Raw genomic sequence first — 21,659 nt, 5'->3', positions numbered from 1 at the left:
GAACCCGCACCCGACTAGGCGGTCTTGACCGCTCCGCCGTCGACGCGGTGGTCGGCGCCGGTCGTCGAGGCGGCGAGCGGTGAGGCGAGGTACGTGACGAGGGTGGCGACCTCCTCCGGCTCGACGAGTCGGTCGGTGACCATGCCCGCGGCCGTGGGGAGTCCGGCCAGGAGGTGGGCGTGGGGAATCCCCAGGGAGGCGGCCAGCTGCGCGCCGTAGCCGGTGGGGCTCTCCCACATCGCCGTACGGACCGGCCCCGGCGAGACGGTGTTCACGCGCACTCCCCGCGGGCCGAACTCGTGGGCGAGCGCCTTGCCGAAGGCGGTCAGAGCGGCTTTGGCCGTGGTGTAGGGGACGGGCCCGTCGTGCGGGACGCGGGCGCCGATCGAGGACACGTTGACGATCGCGCCGCGGGCGTCCAGCAGGGCCGGCAGGGCGGCGCGGGTGACGCGCACGGTGGCGAAGAAGTTGAGATCAACCACCTCCGCCCACTGCTCGTCGGTCAGGTCGAGGAAGCCGCCGGTCAGGTCTCCGTCGCCACCGCCGACGTTGTTGACCAGGATGTCGATGCCGCCCAGTTCGGCCGCGGCCTCGCCCACGAGGCGCTCGGCTCCGGCGGGGCCGGACAGATCCACCGCCGTCGGCACGGCCCCGGTCGCCGCCAGCTCCGGGGTGGGCGTGCGGGCCGCCGCGACGACGCGGACGCCTTCGGCGGTCAGGGCTCGGACGACGGCCAGCCCGATGCCCCGGCTGGCGCCCGTGACCAGGGCGGTCTTGCCGTTCAGATGCAGGTCCATGTGATCCTCCGTGCCGATATTGCGTCATTGGCGATGCTGAAAAGCTATAACATGCATCATAAATGTTGCAAGTTATTGGGGAGTCGCCACACGGGCGTACGCTGATGCACAACGACCACGGCCGGAAGGACCCGCACCCCATGGCGACCCCCGCCTCCGCGAAGCCCCTGCGCGCCGACACCGAGCGGACGGTACGCGCGATCCTCGAAGCCGCCGAGCGGGTGCTGTCCGCGAACCCGGCCGCCACCATCGAGCAGATCGCCGAGGCCGCCGGGGTGGCACGGACCACCGTCCACCGGCGGTTCGCGTCGCGGGACGCCCTGATCACGGCGCTGGTCGCGTGGGCGACACAGCGGTTCCGGGAAGCCGTGGAGGCCGCCCGGCCGGACACCGCCCCGCCCGCCGTCGTGCTCTTCCAGGTCACCGCGAACGTGCTGCGCGTGAAGACCGGTTGGGGCTTCGCCATAAGCGCCGTCTCCACCGGCGACGCCGACACCGTGCGCGTACACGCCGAGGTACTGGCCTCGTGCGAGCGGCTGTTCGCACGTGCCCGGGACGGCGGCCTGCTCCGGTCCGACGCTGATCTGGACTGGGTGCGACGTGTCTACTACGCGCTCATCCACGAGGCGGCGGCCGAGGCTCCGGCTACCGACGCCGCCGTGGACGCGCTCGCCACCCGCGTCGTCGACACCCTGCTGCAGGGCTTCGGCAGACCGGCCGCCCCCTGAGGCGGCATCCCTCTGGGGCGGCCACCCCTGAGGCGGCCATCACGCGCCCGGTGGCCGGGGCGGAACCGTTCTCTCCGGACTCGCGTCCGAAGAACCCGAGTTCATTGAGACGGATGAGACGGAAGAGAAGGACGCGATCGACGGTATGGGTGCGAGTGCAAGGAATTGGGCGTTGCTGGGTACGGCGGCCGTGGTGCTGGCCGCCGCGGGCTGCGGGGACGACGGAGGCGAGGGCGGCGATGCCGCCGACAGCGGGCCCGAGCTGGCGGAGCGGTGGCGGACGGAGACCGTGGACCACCGGCCGCAGGACGTGTGGCTGCCACCCCTGTGGGTCGCCGGTGACGTGGTCGTCAGCATCACCACCAGCGGGGTCACCGGCCACGACGCCGCCACCGGCGACGTCGCCTGGGAACTGGCCGCACCGGAGGGCGCCGGCGCGCCGTGTGCCGCCTCGCCGACCGTCAACGGCGACGGCGTCGGCGCCGTGCTGTTCGCCCCGGCCGGCGCGCAGGCCGGCGGGGACGCCTGCTCGGTGCTGGGGGTCGTCGACACCGCGAGTGGCGAGCTGCTGTGGAGCGAGGATCTGACGGCCGGCGACAGCGCGTATCCCGCCGCCGGCGTCATGCCCGTCAGCGTGGGCGAGGAGACGGTCACGGTCGAGTTGATCGAGGACGGCCTGCACCGCTTCTCGATCGACGGCGCGGAACTGCCCACCCCCGAGGTGACGGTGGGCGAGCAGTGCGATGACTTCTACACCGACTGGCGGCACAGCGCCCGGCACCTGGTCGCCGTCGTCGACTGCCCCGATCTGACCGGCGCCGAGAACTACATAGCCGCGTACGACGCGGGCAGCGGCGAAGAGCTGTGGAACGTGCCGGACTTCACCGAAGAGGACCAGCCGTCCCAGGTCGAGATCCTCGCCGACGAGCCGCTGACGGTCGCGACGCAGGAGCAACTGGTGTCGTTCGGCGAGGGCGGCAAGGTCCTGGCCGACCTGCCGCTGGACCGGCCCGACGGGTATCTGCACCTCGACCCGGGGGACTTCACCATCCGGGACTCGGTGCTGGTCACCACCTACGACGACGCCACCAACGACTACGTGGGCATCGATCTGGCCACGGGTAAGGAGCTGTGGAAGCAGGAGTTCGACTTCGCTCCCGAACCGGTGGCCGCCGGGAACGGGTCGGGCGGGGAGCTGGTCGCGTTCCAGAACCGCGCGGTCGAGGGGGTGAACGCCACGGGCGAGCGCCTGGCGCTGTGGGACGCGCGGCAGGGCGGCGAGCCGAAGGCCGCGGGCGTGCTGCCGCAGGACATGGGCTCCGCACAGGCATTGGCCACCAGCGCCGACGACGGCACGCTGTACGTCCTCGCCGAGCCCGAGGTCGGCGAGGAAGCGCTGCGGATCGAGGCGTACAAGCGGTAGCGCGGCCGTACGGGCCGTACGGGCAGGGTGCCGGGTCCTATGTCATCGCCGCCAGGGCGGCGGGGAGTTCGCGGCGGGAGGTGACGCCCAGCTTCGGGTACGCCTTGTACAGGTGGTACTCGACCGTGCGGGGGGAGAGGAACAGCCGGGCGGCGATGTCGCGGCTGCTGGTGCCCTCCGCCGCGAGGCGGACGACCTGGAGTTCCTGGGGGGTCAGGCGGTCCGCCGGGTCCGGGGCGGTGGCGCGGGCCGTGGCCTGGACGTCGCCGGCCGCGCGAAGTTCCGCGCGGGTGCGGTCCGACCAGGGGGTGGCGGCGAGGCGGTCGAAGAGCCGGAGTGCGGTGCGCAGGTGGGTGCGGGCCTCCGTGCGGCGGCGTTCGCGGCGTAGGTACTCGCCGAACAGCAGCTCCGTGCGGGCCTGTTCGAAGGGGCGCCCGGTGTCCGGCGCCTCCGCGTGGAGCCGGGTCGCCTCCGCGTACGCCGCCTCGGCGCCCCCGAACGCCTCCGTGCCCCCGTACGCCTCCTCCGCGCCCGCGCCCGCGTCCGCCTCCGCGCCCCCGTCCGCCTCCGCCAGCAGCGCCTCGTTCCGCAGCGCCACCGCCCGCGCCCACGGCTGCCCGCTCGCCGCCGCCCACGCGGCGAACCGCCGCGCCGCCGCCCCCGCCCGCTCCGGCGACCCCAGCCGGACCGCCGCCTCCACCTCGTCCGCCGTCGCGAACAGCAGCGCCGCGCTGTACCGCGCCGCCCCCGCGCGGGCCTCCGCGAGCCGCTTCAGCACGTCCTCGTACCGGCCGAGGCCGAGGTCGAGGAGGGCCAGGGCGGTGATGCCGTAGTTGCCGCCCGCGTTCAGGGCCGGGACGACCAGAGACCGTACGCGGTCCTCGTCGCCCTCGATGGCGGGGATGCGGGCGAGGAGGTTGTGCAGGCGGGCGATCCGGGCCGGCAGGCCCGCGTCGCGGGCGATGGTGCCGGCCTCGGCGATGGTCGCCTCGGCCTCGCGGTGGTCCCCGGCGTAGATCTGGTGCCGGGCGAGTACGTGCAGGAGGTACGGCAGCCGGCCGATGACGCCTTCCCGGCGGGCGAGGTCGATCTCCTCGGCGATCAGCGGGAGCTGCGTGGCGTCGGCGAGGTACGAGCCGGCGGAGATGGCCTGCAGCCGGGCCGGGGAGCCGGCCGGCGCCTCCGCGAGCACGTCCGCCAGGAGCGGCAGGCCGCGGGCGAAGTCGTCCTGGGCGAGGTGGGCCAGGCCGCGCACCGCGCGGTTCCCGCCGTCGCCGTCCCCGTGCCGATCGTGCCGATCGAGCAGCGCCGCGGCCCGGTGCACGGCCGCGGCGTCGCCGCCGAACCAGGCGTAGGTGGCCGCCGTGCGCGTCATGGCCGGGCCGTGCGCCACGGAGTCGGGGGCGTGCTTGAGGAGTACGGCCGCGGCCTCGGCGGCGGCGTCCTTCTCGAAGAGCCAGAAGGAGCCGATGTACGCCAGCTCGGCGCGCCGGTGCGGGTCGGCCGTCTCCCCGTACGCCTCCTCCGCCAACTGCGCCGCCCGCTCCGCGTGCCCCGCATGCTGCGCCGCCCACGCCGCCGCCGTCAGCCGCCGCACGCGCGCCTGACGGTCCGGCGTGAGGCGGGCGGCCTCCGCGTACGTGTCGGCCGCCGCCGCGGGTCCGCCGCGGGCCAGCGCCCGCCGCGCGGAGCCCTCCAGCTCGGCGGCGACCGCCTCGTCGGGCCCGAGCGCGGCCGACGCCAGGTGCCGGGCGCGGCAGTCGGCGTCGCCGGAGGTGGCGGCCATCGCCTCGTGCACGGCGACGCGGCGGGCGAGCGGGGCGGCGGTGTAGGCGGCGGTACGGATCAGGGGGTGGCGGAACTCGATGACCTCCCCGGCCACGGTCACCAGCCCCTGCTGCTCCGCCGCCGCCAGGTCCGCGGGCCCGACGCCCAGTCGCCCGGCCGCGGCCATCACGTACCGCAGGGTGCTGCGGGAGTCGGCGGCGGCGATGAGCAGCATCAGGCGGGTCCGCTCCGGCAGCTCCAGCACGCGGCTGCGGTACGCGGCGAGCACCCGGTCGGCGGCGGGCAGCGGGTGCCCGGCGGCCTGCCGGCGGGCGGCGGCGGGCCCGGCGGCGCCGAACTCGCGCAGCGCGAGCGGGTTTCCGGCGGATTCGTCCAGCACCCGGTTCCGTACCGCCGCGGGCACGTCGAGGCCGGCGAGCAGCGCCAGCGCGTCGTCGCGGCCGAGGCGGGACAGCCCCACCTGCGGCAGCCCGGCGGCGGGAAAGCGGTCCTCGCCGCAGCGGTCGTCCCCGCCGGCCTGCGTGCCGCGGGCGGCGAAGAGCAGGGCGACGCGCTCGACGCCCAGCCGGCGGGCGGCGAACAGCAGCGCGTCGACGGACGGTTCGTCGAGCCACTGCGCGTCGTCCACCAGGCACAGCACCGGCGCGTCCTCGGCCGCCTCGGCGAGCAGCGACAGCACCGCGAGCCCGACGAGGAACCGGTCGCGCTCGGCGGCGGCGCCGGTGCCGACGGCGGCGTCCAGCGCGTCCGCCTGCGGCTGCGGCAGCTTGCCGGCGCGGTCGAGCACGGGCCGTAGCAACTGGTGCAGCGCCGCGAACGCAACCCCCCGCTCGGCCTCCCAGCCGACGCCGCGCAGCACCGTGAAGCCGCGCCGCCGCGCCTCGTCCTCGGCGTACCCGAGCAGCGACGACTTGCCGATGCCCGCCTCGCCGCGCAGCACGAGGCTCTGCCCGCGGCCGTCCTCGGCCGCGCCGATCAGCGCGTCGAGCCGGGCCAGTTCCTTCTCACGCCCGTACAGAATCACCAGTCATTACCTACGTGGGTGGGTCGGGTGGGTCGGGTGGGTCGGCGGGACGGTTTACGGTATGCCACTACCGAAGCGCTACGGATCCGGCGGGCATTCCCCGCTTCCTACGTTCGACCCATGACGAACGCACTCTTCGAATCCGTCCGCGTCGGCCGCCTCGACCTCCCGAACCGGCTGGCGATGGCCCCGATGACCCGCTCCCGGGCCACCGCGGACAGCGGACTGGTGTCCGAGCTGCACGCCGACTACTACGAGCAGCGGGCCGGGGCCGCGCTGATCATCACCGAGGGCACCCAGCCCAGCGTGCGCGGCCAGGGCTACATCCAGACGCCCGGCATCCACACCGCCGCCCAGGTCGCCGCCTGGCGGAAGGTGACCGACCGGGTGCACGCCGCCGGCGGCCGGATCTTCCTGCAGCTGCTGCACGCCGGCCGCGTCGGCCACCCCTACCTCTACCCGGACGGCGGGCTTCCGGAGGCGCCGTCGGCCCTCGCCTCCGGCGAGTCGCTGTTCACCAACGACCAGGGGATGCTGCCGCACCCGGTGCCGCGCGAGCTGACCGCCGGCGACATCGGCGAGATCGTCCGGGACTTCGCGGCCGGCGCGCGCAACGCGATCGAGGCGGGCTTCGACGGCGTCGAGCTGCACGGCGCCAACGGCTACCTCATCCACCAGTTCCTCGGCGACGGCGCCAACCGGCGCACCGACGCCTACGGCGGCCCGGCGGAGAACCGCATCCGCTTCGCGGTCGAGTCGGTACGGGCGGTCAGCGAGGCGATCGGTGCGGACCGCACCGCGCTGCGCATCTCGCCCGCCAACGGCGCCAACGGCGTCACCGAGAGCGACGCGGCCGAGGTGTACGCGGCGCTGCTCACCGCCCTGGCCCCGTATCCGCTGGCCTATCTGCACCTCCTGGAGGCGACCCCGGAGCTGCGCGGCGTGACCGAGCAGATACGCCGCGACTGGGCGGGCCCGCTGATGCTGAACTCCATGCACCACGGCGGCATCGACCCGGTCGCGGACGCGGAGCAGCTGCTGGCGGCGGGCGTCGCGGACGTCGTCGCCCTCGGCGGGCGCTGGCTGGCCAACCCGGACCTGCTCGCCCGGGCCCGGGCCGGCGGCCCGTACAACGAGGCCGACGAGGCGACGTACTACGGCGGCGACCACCGCGGGTACACGGACTACCCGGCGCTCGCGCAGGTGGCACCCGCCGCCGGATGAACCGGGGCGGCGATGCGGGACAATTGGACTGTCGCATCGGCAAACCCCGGAGGAATCCGTGACCGGTTTCGTGGAGAAGCCCCAGCCCGTCCAGGTGCCCGGCCTGGTGCACCTGCACACCGGCAAGGTCCGCGACCTGTACGAGGACGCCGCCGGCCGGCTGGTGATGGTGTCCAGTGACCGGATGTCCGCGTACGACTGGGTGCTCCCCTCCGAGATCCCCGACAAGGGCCGCATCCTGACCCGGCTGTCGCTGTGGTGGTTCGACCGCGTCGCCGACATCGTGCCGCACCACGTGCTCTCCACCGAGCTGCCCGAGGGCGCCCCCGCCGACTGGGCGGGGCGCGTTCTGGTGTGCCGCCCGCTGCGGATGGTGCCGGTGGAGTGCGTGGCCCGCGGCTATCTGACGGGCTCGGGGCTCGCGGAGTACGCCGAGTCCGGCGCGGTCTGCGGCGTCGGCCTGCCCCCGGGCCTCACCGACGCCTCCGCGCTGCCCGCGCCCGTCTTCACGCCGGCGACGAAGGCGGAGGTGGGGGAGCACGACGAGAACGTCACGTACGAGGAGGTGGTCCGCGGCTTCGGCGCGGCCGTCGCGGCGGACCTGCGCCGGGTGACGCTGGAGGTGTACGGGCGCGGGCGGGACGTCGCGCGTCAGCGGGGGCTGATCCTGGCGGACACGAAGTTCGAGTTCGGCTACACGGGCGACGCGATCGGCGAGGGCGAGCTGGTACTCGGCGACGAGGTGCTGACGCCGGACTCCTCCCGCTACTGGGCCATCGACGACTGGCTGCCGGGCCGGCCGCAGCCGGCCTTCGACAAGCAGTACGTACGCGACTGGCTCAGCTCCGCCGAGTCCGGCTGGGACCGGCGCGGCGAGGCACCGCCGCCGGCGCTGCCGGCGGCGGTGGTGGAGCGTACGCGGGCGAAGTACGTGGAGGCGTACGAGCGGCTGACGGGGGAGCGCTGGGATTCCTGAGCGGGGGGTCCTGAGCGGGGTCTCGTGGGGCCGGGCTCCTAGCCCTCCGTCGGCGGTTGTGGCTGTGGTTGTGTCGTCGGCTCTCCGCCCGTCAGGTGGTACTGCACGATCGGCGCCAGCCGCCCGATCAGCTCCTCCGGTTCGGCCGAGGCCATCGGTTCCAGCCTGATGATGTAGCGCAGCATCGCCGTCCCCACCAGCTGCGCCACCGCCAGCTCCGCCCGCATCTCGGCGTCCGGCTGCGGCAGCGACGGCGTGACCCGGCGCAGCAGGTTGCGCGTGACGATGCGGCGGAAGATGGCCGCGGCCGTCTCGTTGCTCACCGCGGAGCGGATGACGGCCAGTAAAGGCTCGCGCGAGAGCCGGTTCTCCCAGACGCCGAAGAAGAAGCGGGTCATGCGCTCGCCCGCGCCGTCCATCGGCCCGGCGACGACGATGTCCGGTATGGCCATCGCGGGCGCGAAGGTGACTTCGAGGGCCGCCTCGAAGACCTGCTCCTTGGTGCCGAAGTAGTGGTGGACCAGCGCCGGGTCGACGCCCGCGGACTTGGCGATGCCGCGGATGGAGGTCTTGTCGTAGCCGAGCTCGGCGAACTCCGTACGGGCCGTCGCCAGAATCCGGTCCCGGGTGCCGGGCCCGTCCTCGACGGCGCCGCGCCGGGGCCGCCCCCGGCCCCGTTTGGGAGGGTCGTCCGCAGCTCTCCTGGGCCTCACGCGGCTCTCCCGGGTCTCATGACGACGTGCCCCTGCCCCGCGGGACCGCCGCCGCGAGGTTGAGCCGGGTGAAGGCCAGCGACTCCGCGAGGTCCGACTCGCGCTCCGCCGCCGACATCGCCCGCCGGGTGTTGATCTCCACCACGACCTGCCCGCCGAACCCGCGGGCCGCCAGCCGCTCCAGCATCTCGGCGCACGGCTGGTTCCCGCGGCCGGGCACCAGGTGCTCGTCCTTGCCGGACCCGGAGCCGTCGGCCAGGTGCACGTGGCACAGCCGGTCGCCCATGCGGTCGGCCATCTCCAGCGCGTCGTTGCGGGCGGTGGCGGTGTGGGAGAGGTCCAGGGTGTGGTGCCGGTAGTCCTCGTTGGTGACGTCCCAGTCGGGCGCGTACGCGAGCATCTCCTTCTCGCGGTAGCGCCAGGGGTACATGTTCTCCACGGCGAACTGCACGGCGGTCTCGTCGGCCATGCGCCAGATGCCGCGGACGAAGTCGCGCGCGTACGAGCGCTGCCAGCGGAACGGCGGGTGCACCACCACGGTCTCGGCGCCCAGCCGCTCGGCGGCGGACTGCGCGCGCCGCAGCTTCTCCCACGGGTCACGCGCCCACACGCGCTGCGTGATCAGCAGGCAGGGGGCGTGGATGGCGAGCACCGGGACGCCGTGGTGGTCGGAGAGCCGGCGCAGCGCCTCGACGTCCTGGCTGACGGGGTCGGTCCAGACCATGACCTCGACGCCGTCGTAGCCGAGGCGCGCGGCGGTCTCGAAGGCGGTCGCGGTCGACTCGGGATACACGGAGGCGGTGGACAGGGTGACCCGCGCGTCCGGCACCCGGACCCCGCCGGCGGCGGCCCGGGGGTCGGCGTCGCCGCCGGTGGGGGTCTCGGTTCCGGCCCCGGTCTTCGTTGCGGTCTCCGTACCACGCCCGTCCGTTTTGCCGGTCTCGCCGGTCTCGTCGTGCTCGTCGGTCCGGTAACGGGATGCTCCTGCCACGGGGACAGGGTACGCGGCCTCGCGCGCGGCCCGCCGGGTCACGGGAGCTGGTCCAGCCGCTTCAGGATGATCCCCTCGCGCAGCGCCCACGGACAGATCTCCACCGTGTCCACCCCGAACAGGTCCATCGCCCCCTCCGCCACCAGCGCCCCCGCGAGCAGCTGCCGCGCCCTGCCCTCCGACACCCCCGGCAGCTCCGCCCGCTCCGCTACCGGCATCGCGGCCAGCCGCGGCACCCACTCCTCCAGAGCCTTCGCCGTCAGCGCCCGGTGCGTGTACAGCCCCTCCGCCGAGCGGGCCGCGCCCGCGATCCGCGCCAGCTGCCGGTACGTCTTGGACGTCGCCACCACGTGGTCCGGCTCCCCGAGCCGGCTGAACTCGCTGACGACCCGGGCGATCTCCGCGCGTACGTAGCGGCGCAGCGCCCGTACGTCGTCGGGGTCGGGCGGGTCGCCCGGCAGCCGGGAGGTGGTCAGCCGGCCGGCGCCGAGCGGCAGGGAGACCGCCTTGTCGGGGTCCTCGTCGATCCCGTACGCGATCTCCAGCGACCCCCCGCCGATGTCCAGGACCAGCAGCCTCCCCGCCGACCAGCCGAACCAGCGGCGCGCGGCCAGGAACGTCAGCCGGGCCTCCTCCTCGCCGGTCAGCACGGTCAGCTTCACGCCCGTCTCGTCGGCGACCCGGGCGAGCACGGCCTCGGCGTTGGCCGCCTCGCGGACCGCGGAGGTGGCGAACGGCAGCACGTCCTCCGCGCCCTTGTCCTCGGACACCTGCAGCGCCTCGTGCACGGTGGCGATCAGCCGCTCGACCCCGTGATCGCTTATCGCGCCCTCGTCGTCGAGGAGTTCGGCGAGCCGCAGCTCCGCCTTGTGCGAGTACGCGGGCAGCGGGCGGGCACCGGGGTGCGCGTCGACCACCAGCAGGTGCACAGTGTTGGAGCCCACATCGAGAACGCCGAGTCGCATAACGGGAAACGCTAGCGCGTCGTCGGGCGGCCGTACGCTGGGTCTCGTGAGCAAGAGGAAGAAACAGGGCAAAACGCAAGCCGTTTCGGTCGTCGCACGCGAGGATGCCGTGCGCGAGGACGCCGGGCGCGAGGTCGCCGCCGCGCGGGCGGAGGAGGTCGGGCTGGACTTCGCCCGCGCGTGGGTGGAGTTCCCCGACCCCGCCGACGACGAACAGGTCTTCCGCTGCGACCTGACGTGGCTGACGTCACGCTGGTCGTGCATCTTCGGCCGCGGCTGCCAGGGCATCGACGCGGCCGGGCCCGACGACGGCTGCTGCACGCTGGGCGCGCACTTCTCCGACGAGGACGACGAGAAGCGGGTCGCCCGGCACGTCCGGCGGCTCACGCCCGAGCTGTGGCAGTACCACGACGAGGGGCGGAGCAGGGGCGGCTGGATCGAGACCGACGAGGACGGCGAGCGCAAGACGCGGCGGGTGGACGGCGCCTGCGTCTTCCACAACCGGGCCGGCTTCGCCGGCGGCGCCGGCTGCGCGCTGCACCTGCTGGCGCTGCGCGAGGGTCGGGAGCCGCTGGAGACCAAGCCGGACGTCTGCTGGCAGCTGCCGGTGCGGCGGGCGTACGAGTGGGTGACGCGGCCGGACGACACGAAGGTGCTCGTGGTTTCGATCGGCGAGTACGACCGCCGCGGCTGGGGTCCGGGCGGGCACGACCTGCACTGGTGGTGCACGTCGGCGCCGTCGGCGCACGGCGGGGGGCGGCCGGTGTACGAGTCGTACCGGCCGGAGCTGGTGGCGCTGATGGGGGAGAAGGCGTACGAGCGGCTGGCGGCGCTGTGCGCGGAGCGGCTGCGCGCGGCGGAGCACGGGGCCCTGCCGGCGCCGCACCCGGCGGACTGAGGAGGACCGGGCGGTACGGGGGCGTCCGGCGGGGGGTGGGCGGTACGGGCCGGGCGGTACGGGCTGGGCGGGGCTGCGGCGGGTGGTGCCTCGCCGGGGCGGGCGCGAGTCGGGTTGCGCCGGGCCGAGGCGGGTGGAGCCGGGTCGCCGGCCCGTGGGGTGGGGGCGCGGGGGACGTACGGCGGGCCGGGGCGGCGCTGCCCAAGCTGTCAGCCTGTCGGCGACGGTGCCTGCGCCGGGGGCGGCGGCGACGAGGCCGGCGGGCTCGCGCTGCCGTCGGAGGCGGTCGGCGTGGGGTCCGGGTCCGATGGGCTCGGGTCCGGGTCCGACGGGCTCGGGTCGGGGTCCGAGGGCGACGGATCGGGGTCCGACGGTGACGGGTCGGGGTCCGACGGTGACGGGTCGGGGTCCGACGGTGACGGGTCGGGGTCCGACGGTGACGGGTCCGGCGGGTCCGATGGTGGGCGGGACGGGTCCGGCGACCCCGGCCCCGTACCCGTACGACCGCTGCCCGAGCCGCTGATCAGGATCGCCGTCTCACCCGGCGACACGTACACCCGCGCCTGCCAGCCGCCCCGCGGCTCGCCCGCCTTCGCCACCGCCACCGCGACCGTCGTCGACTCGCCGGGTCGCAGCGTCCCGTACGTCGCGCTGAACCGCAGCCACGGCGCGTCCGTCCCGAGCCGCCAGTCGACGGCCGTGCCGCCGGACGCCCGCAGCCGGAGGTACGTGATCTCCCCGCTCGGCCACGCCTCCACCGTCAGCCGCCCCGGGCCCACCTCCGGCCGGCCCGCGGCCCGCCCGCCGTGGTCCATGACCTCGACCGACACGTCCGGCCGGTTGCCGCGGTGGTCGGACGGCGGCCCGGGCGAGGGGCCGTCGTGTGCGCTGCCGGCCTTCTCCACCGGTCGGCCGGCCAGCGACTCCGGGTCGCCCGCGCCCGCGCTCGGCGGCGGCCAGCCGGACTGCGCCTCGCCGGTGGCCGGCGCATCGCGGTTCGCGGCCCACAGCGCCAGCACCGGCGCCGCGATGACGGTGGCCACGGCGGTCGACGTCACCACCCGCGAGCGCAGCCGGCCGCGGCGGGCGGCGCGGTGCCGGGGGTCGCGGGGGTAGCCGCGGCGGTCGAAGCGGGGCGGGTGTGCGAAGCGCGTGCGCTGGGCGTGCAGCATCGCCGCGTGGGCGGCGGCGCGGGGCGCCGGCAGCACCGGCAGCGGGCCGTCCGGGCGCGCGGCGCGCAGCGTGCCGGGCCAGGCCCAGCCGGCGCCGGCGCGCTCGGCGGCGCGGCGGCAGTCGGCGCAGTCGTCGACGTGCCGGACCAGCTCGCGGCTGAGGGCGGCGCTGAGGAACAGCCGGCGGTCGCCGGCGAGGCGGGCGATCGCGGGGCAGCCGTGCTGGTCGACGACGGCGAGCGCGGCCCGGGTCCGCTCGACCTCCGCGACGGCGGTGGACAGCAGCACGCGGGCGGCGTCCGGGTCCATGCCGAGCACGATGGCGAGTTCGTCGGCCGGCAGCCGGTGCCGTACGGCCAGCTCCAGCGCCTCGCGCTGCTCCGGTGTGGTGCCGGCCGCCTCGGGCCAGGCGAGCGCGGCCAGTTCGCGACGGCGCTCCTGGGCGGCGGGCTCCGGCACGGCCTTCGGCGCGGGCTCCGTGCCGGAGGCGGAACGCTTCTCCGTGCCGGAGGCGGAACGCTTCTCTTCGGCGGAGGCGGAACGCTTCTCCGCGGCCGGCCGCAGGGCCGGCTTCGGCACCGACCGGCGCGGCGGCTTCGGCGTCGACCGATGTGACGTCCGCGGTGCCGTGCGCGGTGCCGGCTTCCGCTCCATGCGGCGCAGACAGGCCCAGCGGGCCAGCGAGTACAGCCAGGGCCGCCACTCGGCGGGCGTCGCGGGCCGCCGCCGCGGCTGGCGTTCGGCGATCGCGAGTACGTCGCCGAGGGCGGCGACCGCGTCGTCGTGGTCGCACAGCACCGACATGCAGTACGTGAACAGGCCGTCCAGGTAAGGCTCGTACTGCGCGGGCGGGTGCTGCGCCGGCGGCGGCTGCCGGGCGGGCTCGGGGTGGCTGCGGCTCGTCACCCCGCGAACGTAGGCGCATGGTCGCGTACGGATCGGGGTAGTTGGGCGCCTCTCACCCCTACGGGTGACTTACTCACTCAATGGGGGACGTCGTCGCCGCGAAGGTGTTCGCGGCGTACGCCGCGGCGCCCCGCGGCGAGCGTGCGCGCCCCCGATCCGTACGCGCGCGAGGACCACGCCCGGCGTCGCGACCGCCGCGCCCAGCGCGAGCCCGGCCGCCACGTCGAGGGGATAGTGCACGCCGACGAAGACGCGCGACGCCGCCAGCAGCGCGCCGAACGGCAGCACCCACGCCGTGATCCGCGGCCACGCCAGCGCCAGCGCGACCGCCGCGGCGCCGGCGATCGTCGCGTGGTTGCTGGGGAACGACCAGTCGCCCGGCGGCGGGCAGTCCGCCAGCGGCTCCGCCGCCCCGCGCACCGCCCGGCACGGCCGCTCCCGCTCCACCCACGCCTTCAGCAACTCGCTCAGCCCGTACGCCGCCACCGTGCCCGCCGCCCCCGCGACCACCGGCGCGCGCCGCGGCGCCGCCCACCAGGCGGCGGCGAAGAGCGCGGCCAGCAGCACCAGGCCGGCGTCCGTGCCGTACTCGGCGAGCGCGTGCAGCCAGTCGGGGGTGTGGCGGGCGAGGGAGGTGACGTCTCGATACAGCTCTTCGTTCATCCCGGGACGGTACGAAGCGTGACCGGTTCACCACTTCCGGCGAAAGTCAGTACGCTCCCCTGACGAAAGTCAGACCGCGCGGCGGGTACGGGACCGCCTTGCGCCCCAAGTCTCGTAAGGTTTCCGCGTGGGATCTTTCCGCCGTCCTGTGGGTCCGCTGCCGTCCGCCATCTACTGGCGACGTCGGGCGGTTCTGCTCGGCCTGCTCGCTGTGCTCGTGCTCTTCGCCATCGTGGTCGTCAACCTCGGGGGTGGTAATGAGAACACCGCCGGCGAGCGCAAGGACCCGGCCGCGTCGATCACTCCGGGGCCGACCGACGACTCGTCGGTGATCGACAACCCGCCCGGCGGGCGGGACGAGACGAGCGGCGGCTCCGGCGGCTCCGGTGACGAGGACGGCGGCTCGGGTGACTCCGAGGGCTCGGGCGGATCGGACGGCTCCGGCGACACCGACGGGGGCGACGGCTCCGGTGACGGCGAGGACGGCGGCTCCGCCGGCGGCGCCGGCTCCGCGGGCGGCGCGGGCTCCGCGGGCGGCGGCTTCGGGGCGGGCTCGGACGCCGTGCCGGCCGGCTCGGCGATGGCCGGCTGCGCCGCGGACGACGTGGAGTTGACGCTGCGCAGCGAGGAGCGCTCGTACGCGCCGGGGGAGCGGCCGGTGTTCGAGCTGACCGCCGTCAACTCCGGTGCCAAGGACTGCAAGCTGGACTTCTCGCCGACCTCGGCGGTGCTCACGATCTCGGCGGCGACCGGCGGCGAGAACCGGTGGTGGGCGTCGGACGACTGCCCGTGGACGACCGACCCGATCCTGCTGGCGGTGCCGGCGGGCAGCGAGGTCTCGCGGACGTACGAGTGGGACATGCGGGCGAGCGAGCCGCGCTGCGCGACGCCGAAGGCGGGCACCGCGGGGGCGGGGAGCTACGAGGCCGAGGTGAGCGCGGCGGGGTTCGCGACGGCCACGGCGCCGTTCGTGCTGGAGAAGGCGTAGCGGCCCTGCGGGTACGTCACGTTGGCGCTAGGCGCTACACGCGGCCGGGCCGGACGACCCGAAGGACGGTACGTCCCCGCGCCCCCGCGTATCGCCCGCTGACGGCGTACCCCCCATCCGTCGCCCGGCTGCGTCTCGCCGGTTTCCCGGCGTCCCGCTCCCACCCGGGGCACCCGCGCCGCCCCGCCCGCGCCACCCGCGTACGGCGCACCGCAGCGCTCGGGTATGGCGCACCGCGGCGACCGCGTATTTTGCGCACCGCGGCGCCAAAGCGTATGGCGCACCGTGGCTCCCGTGTATGGCCCACCGCGGCCCGGGTACGGCGCATCGCAGCGCCCGCGGCAGGCGCACCGCGCCGCCCTGCCCGCGGCACCCGCGTACGGCGGTCAGACGTAGCGCTCCAGGATCGACGACTCCGCCAGCCGCGACAGCCCCTCGCGCACCGACCGCGCCCGCGCCTCGCCCACGCCGTCGACCGTCTGCAGGTCGTCCACGCTGGCCGCGAGCAGCTTCTGCAGGCCGCCGAAGTGCTCCACGAGCCGGTCGATGACGGCGCTGGGGATGCGCGGCACCTTGGCCAGCAACCGGTAACCGCGCGGCGAGACCGCGGAGTCCAGGGTCTCGGGCACGCCGGTGTACCCCAGCGAGCGGGCCACGATGGGCAGTTCGAGCAGCTCGCCGTGGGAGAGCCGGTCCAGCTCGGTGAGCGCGCGGTCCACGGTGTGCGGGCGGCGGCCGGTGCGCTCCGGGACGTAGTCCCGTACGACCAGCTGGCGTTCCGGCTCGACGCCCGCGATCAGCTCGTCGAGCTGGAGGGACAGCAGCCGGCCGTCGGTGCCCAGCTCGACCACGTACTCCGCGATCTCGGTGGCGATCCGGCGCACCATCTCCAGCCGCTGCGCGACGGCGGAGACGTCCCGCACGGTCACCAGGTCCTCGATCTCCAGCGCGGAGAGCGTGCCGGCGACCTCGTCCAGCCGCAGCTTGTACCGCTCCAGGGTGGCCAGCGCCTGGTTCGCCCGGGAAAGGATCGCGGCGGAGTCCTCCAGCACGCGCCGCTGCCCGTCCACGTACAGGGCGATCAGCCGCATCGACTGGCTGACGGAGACGACGGGGAAGCCGCTCTGGATCGACACCCGCTGCGCGGTGCGGTGGCGGGTGCCGGTCTCCTCGGTGGGGATCGAGGCGTCGGGCAGCAGCTGCACGCCCGCGCGCTCGATCCGGGTGATGTCCTCGTCGACGACGACGGCGCCGTCGAGCTTGCACAGCTCCCGCAGCCGGGTCGCCGTGAACTCGACGTCCAGCACGAAGCCGCCGGTGCAGATGGACTCGATGATCTTGTCCGTGCCCAGCACGATGAGCCCGCCGGTGTTGCCGCGCAGGACCCGTTCCAGGCCGTCGCGCAGCCCCGTGCCGGGCGCGACCGCGCTCAGCGCGGCCCGCACCGCGGCGTCGGAACCGGGACTGCCGCCGGCCCTGCCCGGGGCGCCTGCCCGGTCGCCTGCTGCCACTGGAATCCTCCGGAATCCTCCGGTCGTTGTTTCGGCGCTCTACGCGTGCGCCGGCGGCGCACGCACGAGCCCCCTGCGCTCCCCCGCACGGAAGAGACCGGGGCAAAGTCTACCGGCGTGCCTCCTCGGGCTGCCGGGACTCCCTCGGCTCCCCTTCCCCGCTCGGCTCACGGGAACCACCGCCGGTGCGCTGCCGGCCGGCCGGCAGCGCGCGCAGCGCGTCCCCTATGTTCGCAACTTCCCTTACTTTCATGCCTGATGGGACCTTGCCCGGGTCCGCGGGCACGAGGGCCCGCGTGAACCCGAGCCGGGCCGCCTCGGCCAGCCGCCGGGCCACCCCCGTCACCCGCCGCACCTCGCCGGCCAGCCCGACCTCGCCGATCGCCACCAGGTTCTTCGGCAGCGGGATGTCGCTCGCGGCGCTGGCCAGCGCGAGCGCGACGGCCAGGTCGGCGGCGGGCTCGGAGAGCTTCACGCCGCCGACGGTGGCGCTGTAGATGTCCCGCTTCGACAGCGCGCGGATGTCGCCGCGCTGCTCCAGCACGGCCAGCATCATCGAGACCCGGGAGGTCTCCAGCCCGGACGTGGTGCGCCGCGGGGAGGGGATCTGCGAGTCGACCGTCAGCGCCTGCACCTCCGCGACCAGCGGGCGGCGGCCCTCCAGGGTCACCGTGAGACACGTGCCGGGGACGGGCTCGTCCCGCCGGGTCAGGAAGAGGCCGCTGGGGTCGGCGAGGCCGATGATGCCCTCGTCGTGCAACTCGAAGCAGCCGACCTCGTCGGTCGCGCCGTATCTGTTCTTCATGCCGCGGACCAGCCGGAGCCGGGCGTGCCGGTCGCCCTCGATGTGCAGCACGACGTCCACCAGGTGCTCCAGCAGGCGGGGGCCGGCGATGGCGCCGTCCTTCGTCACGTGCCCCACGAGGATCGTGGCCATCCCGCGCTCCTTGGACGCCCGGATCAGCGCGCCGGCGACCTCCCGCACCTGGGCCATGCCGCCGGGGGCGCCGTCGATCTCGCCGGAGGCGACGGTCTGCACGGAGTCCAGCACCAGCAGCGCGGGCTTGACCTCGTCGAGATGGGCGAGGACGGCCGCGAGGTCGGTCTCCGCGGCCAGATACAGCCCGTCGCTCAGCGCGCCGATGCGGTCGGCGCGCAGCCGGACCTGACCGGCGGACTCCTCGCCCGTCACGTACAGCGTGCGCTCCCCGCCGACCGCGGCCTTCGCGGCGACGTCGAGCAGCAACGTCGACTTCCCCACCCCGGGCTCGCCGGCCATCAGCACCACGGCGCCGGGCACGAGCCCGCCGCCGAGCACCCGGTCCAGCTCGGGCACACCGGTGCCGCGAGCCTCGACGCGGCGGGCGTCGACCTGCGCGATGGGCAGCGCGGAAGTCGTGACCCGGCCGGCGGCCGTGGTCTTCACCGCGGGCGCGCCGACCTCCTCGATCGTGCCCCACGCCTGGCACTCGGGGCAGCGGCCGAGCCACTTCACGGTGGACCAGCCGCACTCGGCGCAGCGGTACGCGGGGCGGTCCCTGCCGCCGCTTTTACGGGAAGCCATGCGCCTAACGTAGCGGGACCCGCTGACACCGCCCGAGTTATCCACAGGGGGGTACGGCGCCGGGTCCGCCGGCCGCGGCGCCAGGCGTCCGGACTGTGGACAAACGGTCCGGAGGGTGGGCAGGGGGCGTAGGCTCGGAAGCTCAGATGTGCCGCTCCCCGGGAGGGAAACATGCCCGCGCTGAGGTCCCGTACCGTCACCCACGGCCGCAACATGGCGGGCGCCCGCGCCCTCATGCGCGCCTCGGGCGTAGCGAACGAGGACATCGGCAAGCCGGTGGTCGCGGTCGCCAACAGCTTCACCGAATTCGTCCCCGGCCACACGCACCTGGCCCCCGTCGGCCGCATCGTCTCCGAGGCGGTCAAGGCCGCCGGCGCGGTGCCGCGCGAGTTCGACACGATCGCCGTGGACGACGGCATCGCGATGGGCCACGGCGGGATGCTCTACAGCCTGCCCTCCCGCGACCTCATCGCCGACTCCGTGGAGTACATGGTGGAGGCGCACTGCGCCGACGCCCTGGTCTGCATCTCCAACTGCGACAAGATCACCCCCGGGATGCTGATGGCCGCCCTCCGGCTGAACATCCCCACGGTCTTCGTCTCCGGCGGCCCCATGGAGGCCGGCCGCGCCACCCTCGTGGACGGCACGGTCCGCAAGCTGGACCTGATCGACGCCATGGTGGACGCGGCGAACGACGGCGTCTCCGACGCAGACGTGCTGCGCATCGAGGAGAACGCCTGTCCCACCTGCGGCTCCTGTTCCGGCATGTTCACGGCCAACTCGATGAACTGCCTGACCGAGGCCATGGGCCTCTCCCTCCCCGGCAACGGCTCGGTGCTCGCCACCCACACCGCCCGCCGGGCGCTCTACGAGGCCGCGGGGCGCACGGTCGTCGAGCTGACCTCGCGGTACTACGAGCAGGACGACGCGACCGTCCTCCCGCGCAACGTCGCGACCCGCAGCGCCTTCGAGAACGCCATGGCGCTCGACATCGCCATGGGCGGCTCGACGAACACGATCCTGCACCTGCTGGCCGCCGCCCAGGAGGCCGGCCTCGACTACGGCCTGACGGACATCGACGCCGTCTCCCGCCGGGTGCCGTGCCTGGCCAAGGTGGCGCCCAACGTGGCAAAGGCAGGGCCCACCGGGACGTACTACATGGAGGACGTGCACCGCGCGGGCGGCATCCCCGCCATCCTCGGCGAGCTGTACCGCGCCGGCCTGCTCAACGAGGACGTGCACGCGGTCCACTCCGACTCGCTCGCGGACTGGCTCAAGCGGTGGGACGTCCGCGGCGGCTCCCCGTCGCCCGAGGCCGTCGAGCTGTGGCACGCGGCGCCCGGCTGCGTGCGGTCGGCGACGGCGTTCTCGCAGTCCGAGCGCTGGGAGTCCCTGGACACCGACGCCGAGGGCGGCTGCATCCGCTCCCTGGAGCACGCGTACTCGAAGGACGGCGGGCTCGCGGTGCTCAAGGGCAACATCGCGGCGGACGGCGCCGTGGTGAAGACCGCGGGCGTCGACGCCTCCATCCTCACCTTCGAGGGCCCCGCCGTCGTCTGCGAGTCGCAGGAGGAGGCGTGCGACAAGATCCTCGGCAAGCAGATCAAGGAGGGTGACGTCGTCGTCATCCGTTACGAGGGCCCCAAGGGCGGCCCCGGCATGCAGGAGATGCTGTACCCGACGTCGTTCCTGAAGGGCCGCGGGCTGGGCAAGGCGTGCGCGCTGGTCACCGACGGCCGCTTCTCCGGCGGCACGTCGGGGCTGTCCATCGGCCACGCCTCCCCGGAGGCGGCGGCGGGCGGCGCGATCGCGCTGGTCGAGGACGGCGACCCGATCCGCATCGACATCCCGAACCGCACCATCGAGCTGCTGGTCGACGAGCAGACGCTCGCCGAGCGCCGCGCGGCCCTCGGCGGGCGGTACGCGCCGAAGAACCGCGAGCGCAAGGTGTCCACGGCCCTCCGGGCGTACGCGGCGATGGCGACCAGCGCCGACAAGGGCGCGGTGCGGGACGTCACCAAGCTGGAGGGCTGAGCGCGGTGAGCGCGGCGGGCTGAGCGCGGCGGGCTGGGCGGGGCGCGTCCCTTGCCCGCGCGGTCCGAGGGGGGCGCGACACGCCGCGGAGGGCTTCGCAATAATCGGGTGCGTGAGCGACAACGAACAGCCCGAGAGCCCCGACGGCGCGCCCCAGCCCGAGCCCCTGCGGTTCTTCGGCACCACCTGGGTCGACCGCTCGGGCGGCTACTGGGCCCGCCGCGTCGGCGTCGCCGTCCTGGCCCTCGCGCTCGCCGGCGGCGGCGGGTTCGTGCTGGCGCTGTCGTACAACGGCCTGCAGTTGACGGACAGCGGCGGCCTCATACAACTACTGATGATCGTCGCCTTCGCGGTCTGCAGCTCGCTGGCCTTCACCCGCACCCTGAACGGCTTCAGCCGCCCGCACGACGCCGGGCCGGCGGACAGCTCGTGGCGGCCGATCCGGGTCATCGGCTTCGTCGGCGTGCTGCTGGCGTACACGGTGCGGAGCTTCGTCGAGGCACCGGGCGAGCGGATGCTGCGCACGGACTACGAGCACCGGCTGCGGCAGCACGAGCGGCGGCGCTCGTCCCGTACGGGCAACCCGGCAAAGCGCAAGCGCAAGAAGCGCCGCTGACGCCCGCCCCGCGGGGCCCCGGGCCGCCCCCGCTCCGTTCCTCCTCCGGCCCCGCTACGCCCCCTCCCGCGCCCCCGCGTGCGCCGCCACCCACCCGTCCGCCAAGTCCGCCAGCCGGTGCGCCGCCGCCGTGGTGCGCTCCCGGTCCCCGGTGTTGAGCATGTCGATCTGCAGCCCGGCGAAGGCCGCGTTGAGCAGCGTCGCGTAGCCCGTCGCCGCCTCCGCCGGCACGCCCCGGTCGCGGAACCAGCCCGCGACGAACTCCACCCGGTCCGCCAGCAGCCGCGACGTCGCCCCGCCGAGCCGGTCGCCGGCGGCGAGCCCCTCGATCTCGTGGACGAGCCGGGTGAGCGGCAGGTGCTCGGGCGTCAGGTGGTACTCCCAGGTGGCCCGTACGACCTCGCCCATGCCCATCTCGCCGTCCGCGCCGGGCAGTCCCGCCAGCCACTCCCGCTGCCGCTCGTCCAGCCGCGTCAGCGTGGCGGCCAGCAGGTCGGCCTTGTCGGCGAAGTGGTGGGTGAGCACCCGCGTGCTCTGGCCCAGCTCCTTGGCCAGCGGCCGCATGGACAGGGTGGCCAGCCCGTGGTCCACGAGGTAGTCGACCACCGAGTCGAGCAGGGCGGTCTTGCGGGCCGGGTCGGCGGGTCTGGGCATGGCACTCCTGGCACGTCTCACCCG

18 protein-coding genes are annotated in these 21,659 nt (G+C 74.9%); 8 read left to right on the top strand and 10 right to left on the bottom strand.

Translation table 11 applies throughout. The annotated features are described in order from the left end of the window. Window positions 1-14: 14 nt before the first annotated feature. Window positions 15-797 (bottom strand): SDR family NAD(P)-dependent oxidoreductase, encoded by a 783-nt coding sequence (locus tag T328_RS19235; RefSeq protein ID WP_496497321.1) that lies wholly within the window; start codon window positions 795-797, stop codon window positions 15-17. Window positions 798-937: 140 nt separating this feature from the next. On the opposite strand from T328_RS19235, the gene T328_RS19230 reads away from it, so the two are divergent. Then, window positions 938-1,525, top strand: coding sequence for a TetR/AcrR family transcriptional regulator (locus T328_RS19230; protein ID WP_496497320.1), 588 nt, complete (start codon window positions 938-940; stop codon window positions 1,523-1,525). 172 nt (window positions 1,526-1,697) lie between these two features. Then, entirely contained in the window at window positions 1,698-2,948 is a 1,251-nt protein-coding gene (locus tag T328_RS19225; RefSeq protein WP_496497319.1) for an outer membrane protein assembly factor BamB family protein, read from the top strand. Between the two features lie 37 nt (window positions 2,949-2,985). Here the strand turns inward: T328_RS19225 and T328_RS19220 are convergent, their stop codons facing one another. Then, window positions 2,986-5,760, bottom strand: coding sequence for a helix-turn-helix transcriptional regulator (locus T328_RS19220; RefSeq protein ID WP_496497318.1), 2,775 nt, complete (start codon window positions 5,758-5,760; stop codon window positions 2,986-2,988). A 120-nt stretch (window positions 5,761-5,880) separates the two neighbouring features. On the opposite strand from T328_RS19220, the gene T328_RS19215 reads away from it, so the two are divergent. Then, window positions 5,881-6,984, top strand: a complete 1,104-nt coding sequence (locus tag T328_RS19215) for an alkene reductase (protein WP_496497317.1) — start codon at window positions 5,881-5,883, stop codon at window positions 6,982-6,984. Between the two features lie 58 nt (window positions 6,985-7,042). Continuing rightward, window positions 7,043-7,960, top strand: a complete 918-nt coding sequence (locus tag T328_RS19210) for a phosphoribosylaminoimidazolesuccinocarboxamide synthase (RefSeq protein ID WP_496497316.1) — start codon at window positions 7,043-7,045, stop codon at window positions 7,958-7,960. A 38-nt stretch (window positions 7,961-7,998) separates the two neighbouring features. Here T328_RS19210 and T328_RS19205 read toward each other — a convergent pair whose 3' ends face one another. The 3 genes from T328_RS19205 to T328_RS19195 form a co-directional block, all read right to left on the bottom strand. Further along, entirely contained in the window at window positions 7,999-8,673 is a 675-nt protein-coding gene (locus T328_RS19205; protein WP_496497315.1) for a TetR/AcrR family transcriptional regulator, read from the bottom strand. 16 nt (window positions 8,674-8,689) lie between these two features. After that, complete coding sequence (locus T328_RS19200; RefSeq protein WP_496497500.1) at window positions 8,690-9,502, bottom strand: sugar phosphate isomerase/epimerase family protein; 813 nt, start codon at window positions 9,500-9,502, stop codon at window positions 8,690-8,692. A gap of 200 nt (window positions 9,503-9,702) precedes the next feature. Beyond that, complete coding sequence (locus T328_RS19195) at window positions 9,703-10,629, bottom strand: Ppx/GppA family phosphatase (protein ID WP_496497314.1); 927 nt, start codon at window positions 10,627-10,629, stop codon at window positions 9,703-9,705. A 109-nt stretch (window positions 10,630-10,738) separates the two neighbouring features. Here T328_RS19195 and T328_RS19190 point away from each other — a divergent pair, with 109 nt between their 5' ends. After that, window positions 10,739-11,527 carry a DUF3109 family protein gene (locus T328_RS19190; RefSeq protein WP_496497499.1) on the top strand — a complete coding sequence of 263 codons (789 nt, stop codon included), beginning with the start codon at window positions 10,739-10,741 and terminating at the stop codon, window positions 11,525-11,527. A 209-nt stretch (window positions 11,528-11,736) separates the two neighbouring features. On the opposite strand, the gene T328_RS19185 is transcribed toward T328_RS19190, so the two are convergent. Next, entirely contained in the window at window positions 11,737-13,605 is a 1,869-nt protein-coding gene (locus T328_RS19185; RefSeq protein ID WP_496497313.1) for a sigma-70 family RNA polymerase sigma factor, read from the bottom strand. Between the two features lie 69 nt (window positions 13,606-13,674). Further along, the gene (locus tag T328_RS19180; protein ID WP_496497312.1) at window positions 13,675-14,268 is read right to left on the bottom strand and encodes a phosphatase PAP2 family protein; all 594 of its coding nucleotides are present in this window, start codon (window positions 14,266-14,268) and stop codon (window positions 13,675-13,677) included. A 127-nt stretch (window positions 14,269-14,395) separates the two neighbouring features. Here T328_RS19180 and T328_RS19175 point away from each other — a divergent pair, with 127 nt between their 5' ends. Continuing rightward, entirely contained in the window at window positions 14,396-15,256 is an 861-nt protein-coding gene (locus T328_RS19175; RefSeq protein WP_496497311.1) for a hypothetical protein, read from the top strand. Between the two features lie 386 nt (window positions 15,257-15,642). On the opposite strand, the gene disA is transcribed toward T328_RS19175, so the two are convergent. Beyond that, on the bottom strand, window positions 15,643-16,767 hold the full coding sequence (gene disA / locus T328_RS19170; protein ID WP_496497310.1) for a DNA integrity scanning diadenylate cyclase DisA: 1,125 nt from the start codon (window positions 16,765-16,767) through the stop codon (window positions 15,643-15,645). 109 nt (window positions 16,768-16,876) lie between these two features. Next, window positions 16,877-18,331 carry a DNA repair protein RadA gene (radA, locus tag T328_RS19165; RefSeq protein ID WP_496497309.1) on the bottom strand — a complete coding sequence of 485 codons (1,455 nt, stop codon included), beginning with the start codon at window positions 18,329-18,331 and terminating at the stop codon, window positions 16,877-16,879. Window positions 18,332-18,502: 171 nt separating this feature from the next. Between radA and ilvD the strand changes: the two genes are divergently transcribed. Both ilvD and T328_RS19155 read left to right on the top strand, forming a co-directional pair. After that, entirely contained in the window at window positions 18,503-20,365 is a 1,863-nt protein-coding gene (gene ilvD, locus T328_RS19160; RefSeq protein WP_496497308.1) for a dihydroxy-acid dehydratase, read from the top strand. Between the two features lie 112 nt (window positions 20,366-20,477). Beyond that, window positions 20,478-20,981, top strand: a complete 504-nt coding sequence (locus T328_RS19155) for a hypothetical protein (protein ID WP_496497307.1) — start codon at window positions 20,478-20,480, stop codon at window positions 20,979-20,981. A gap of 54 nt (window positions 20,982-21,035) precedes the next feature. On the opposite strand, the gene T328_RS19150 is transcribed toward T328_RS19155, so the two are convergent. After that, window positions 21,036-21,635, bottom strand: coding sequence for a TetR/AcrR family transcriptional regulator (locus T328_RS19150; protein ID WP_496497306.1), 600 nt, complete (start codon window positions 21,633-21,635; stop codon window positions 21,036-21,038). Window positions 21,636-21,659 lie beyond the last annotated feature (24 nt).

This window comes from Streptomyces sp. CNX435 (assembly GCF_059570575.1).
This window is presented reverse-complemented; position numbering and strand designations above follow the sequence as displayed.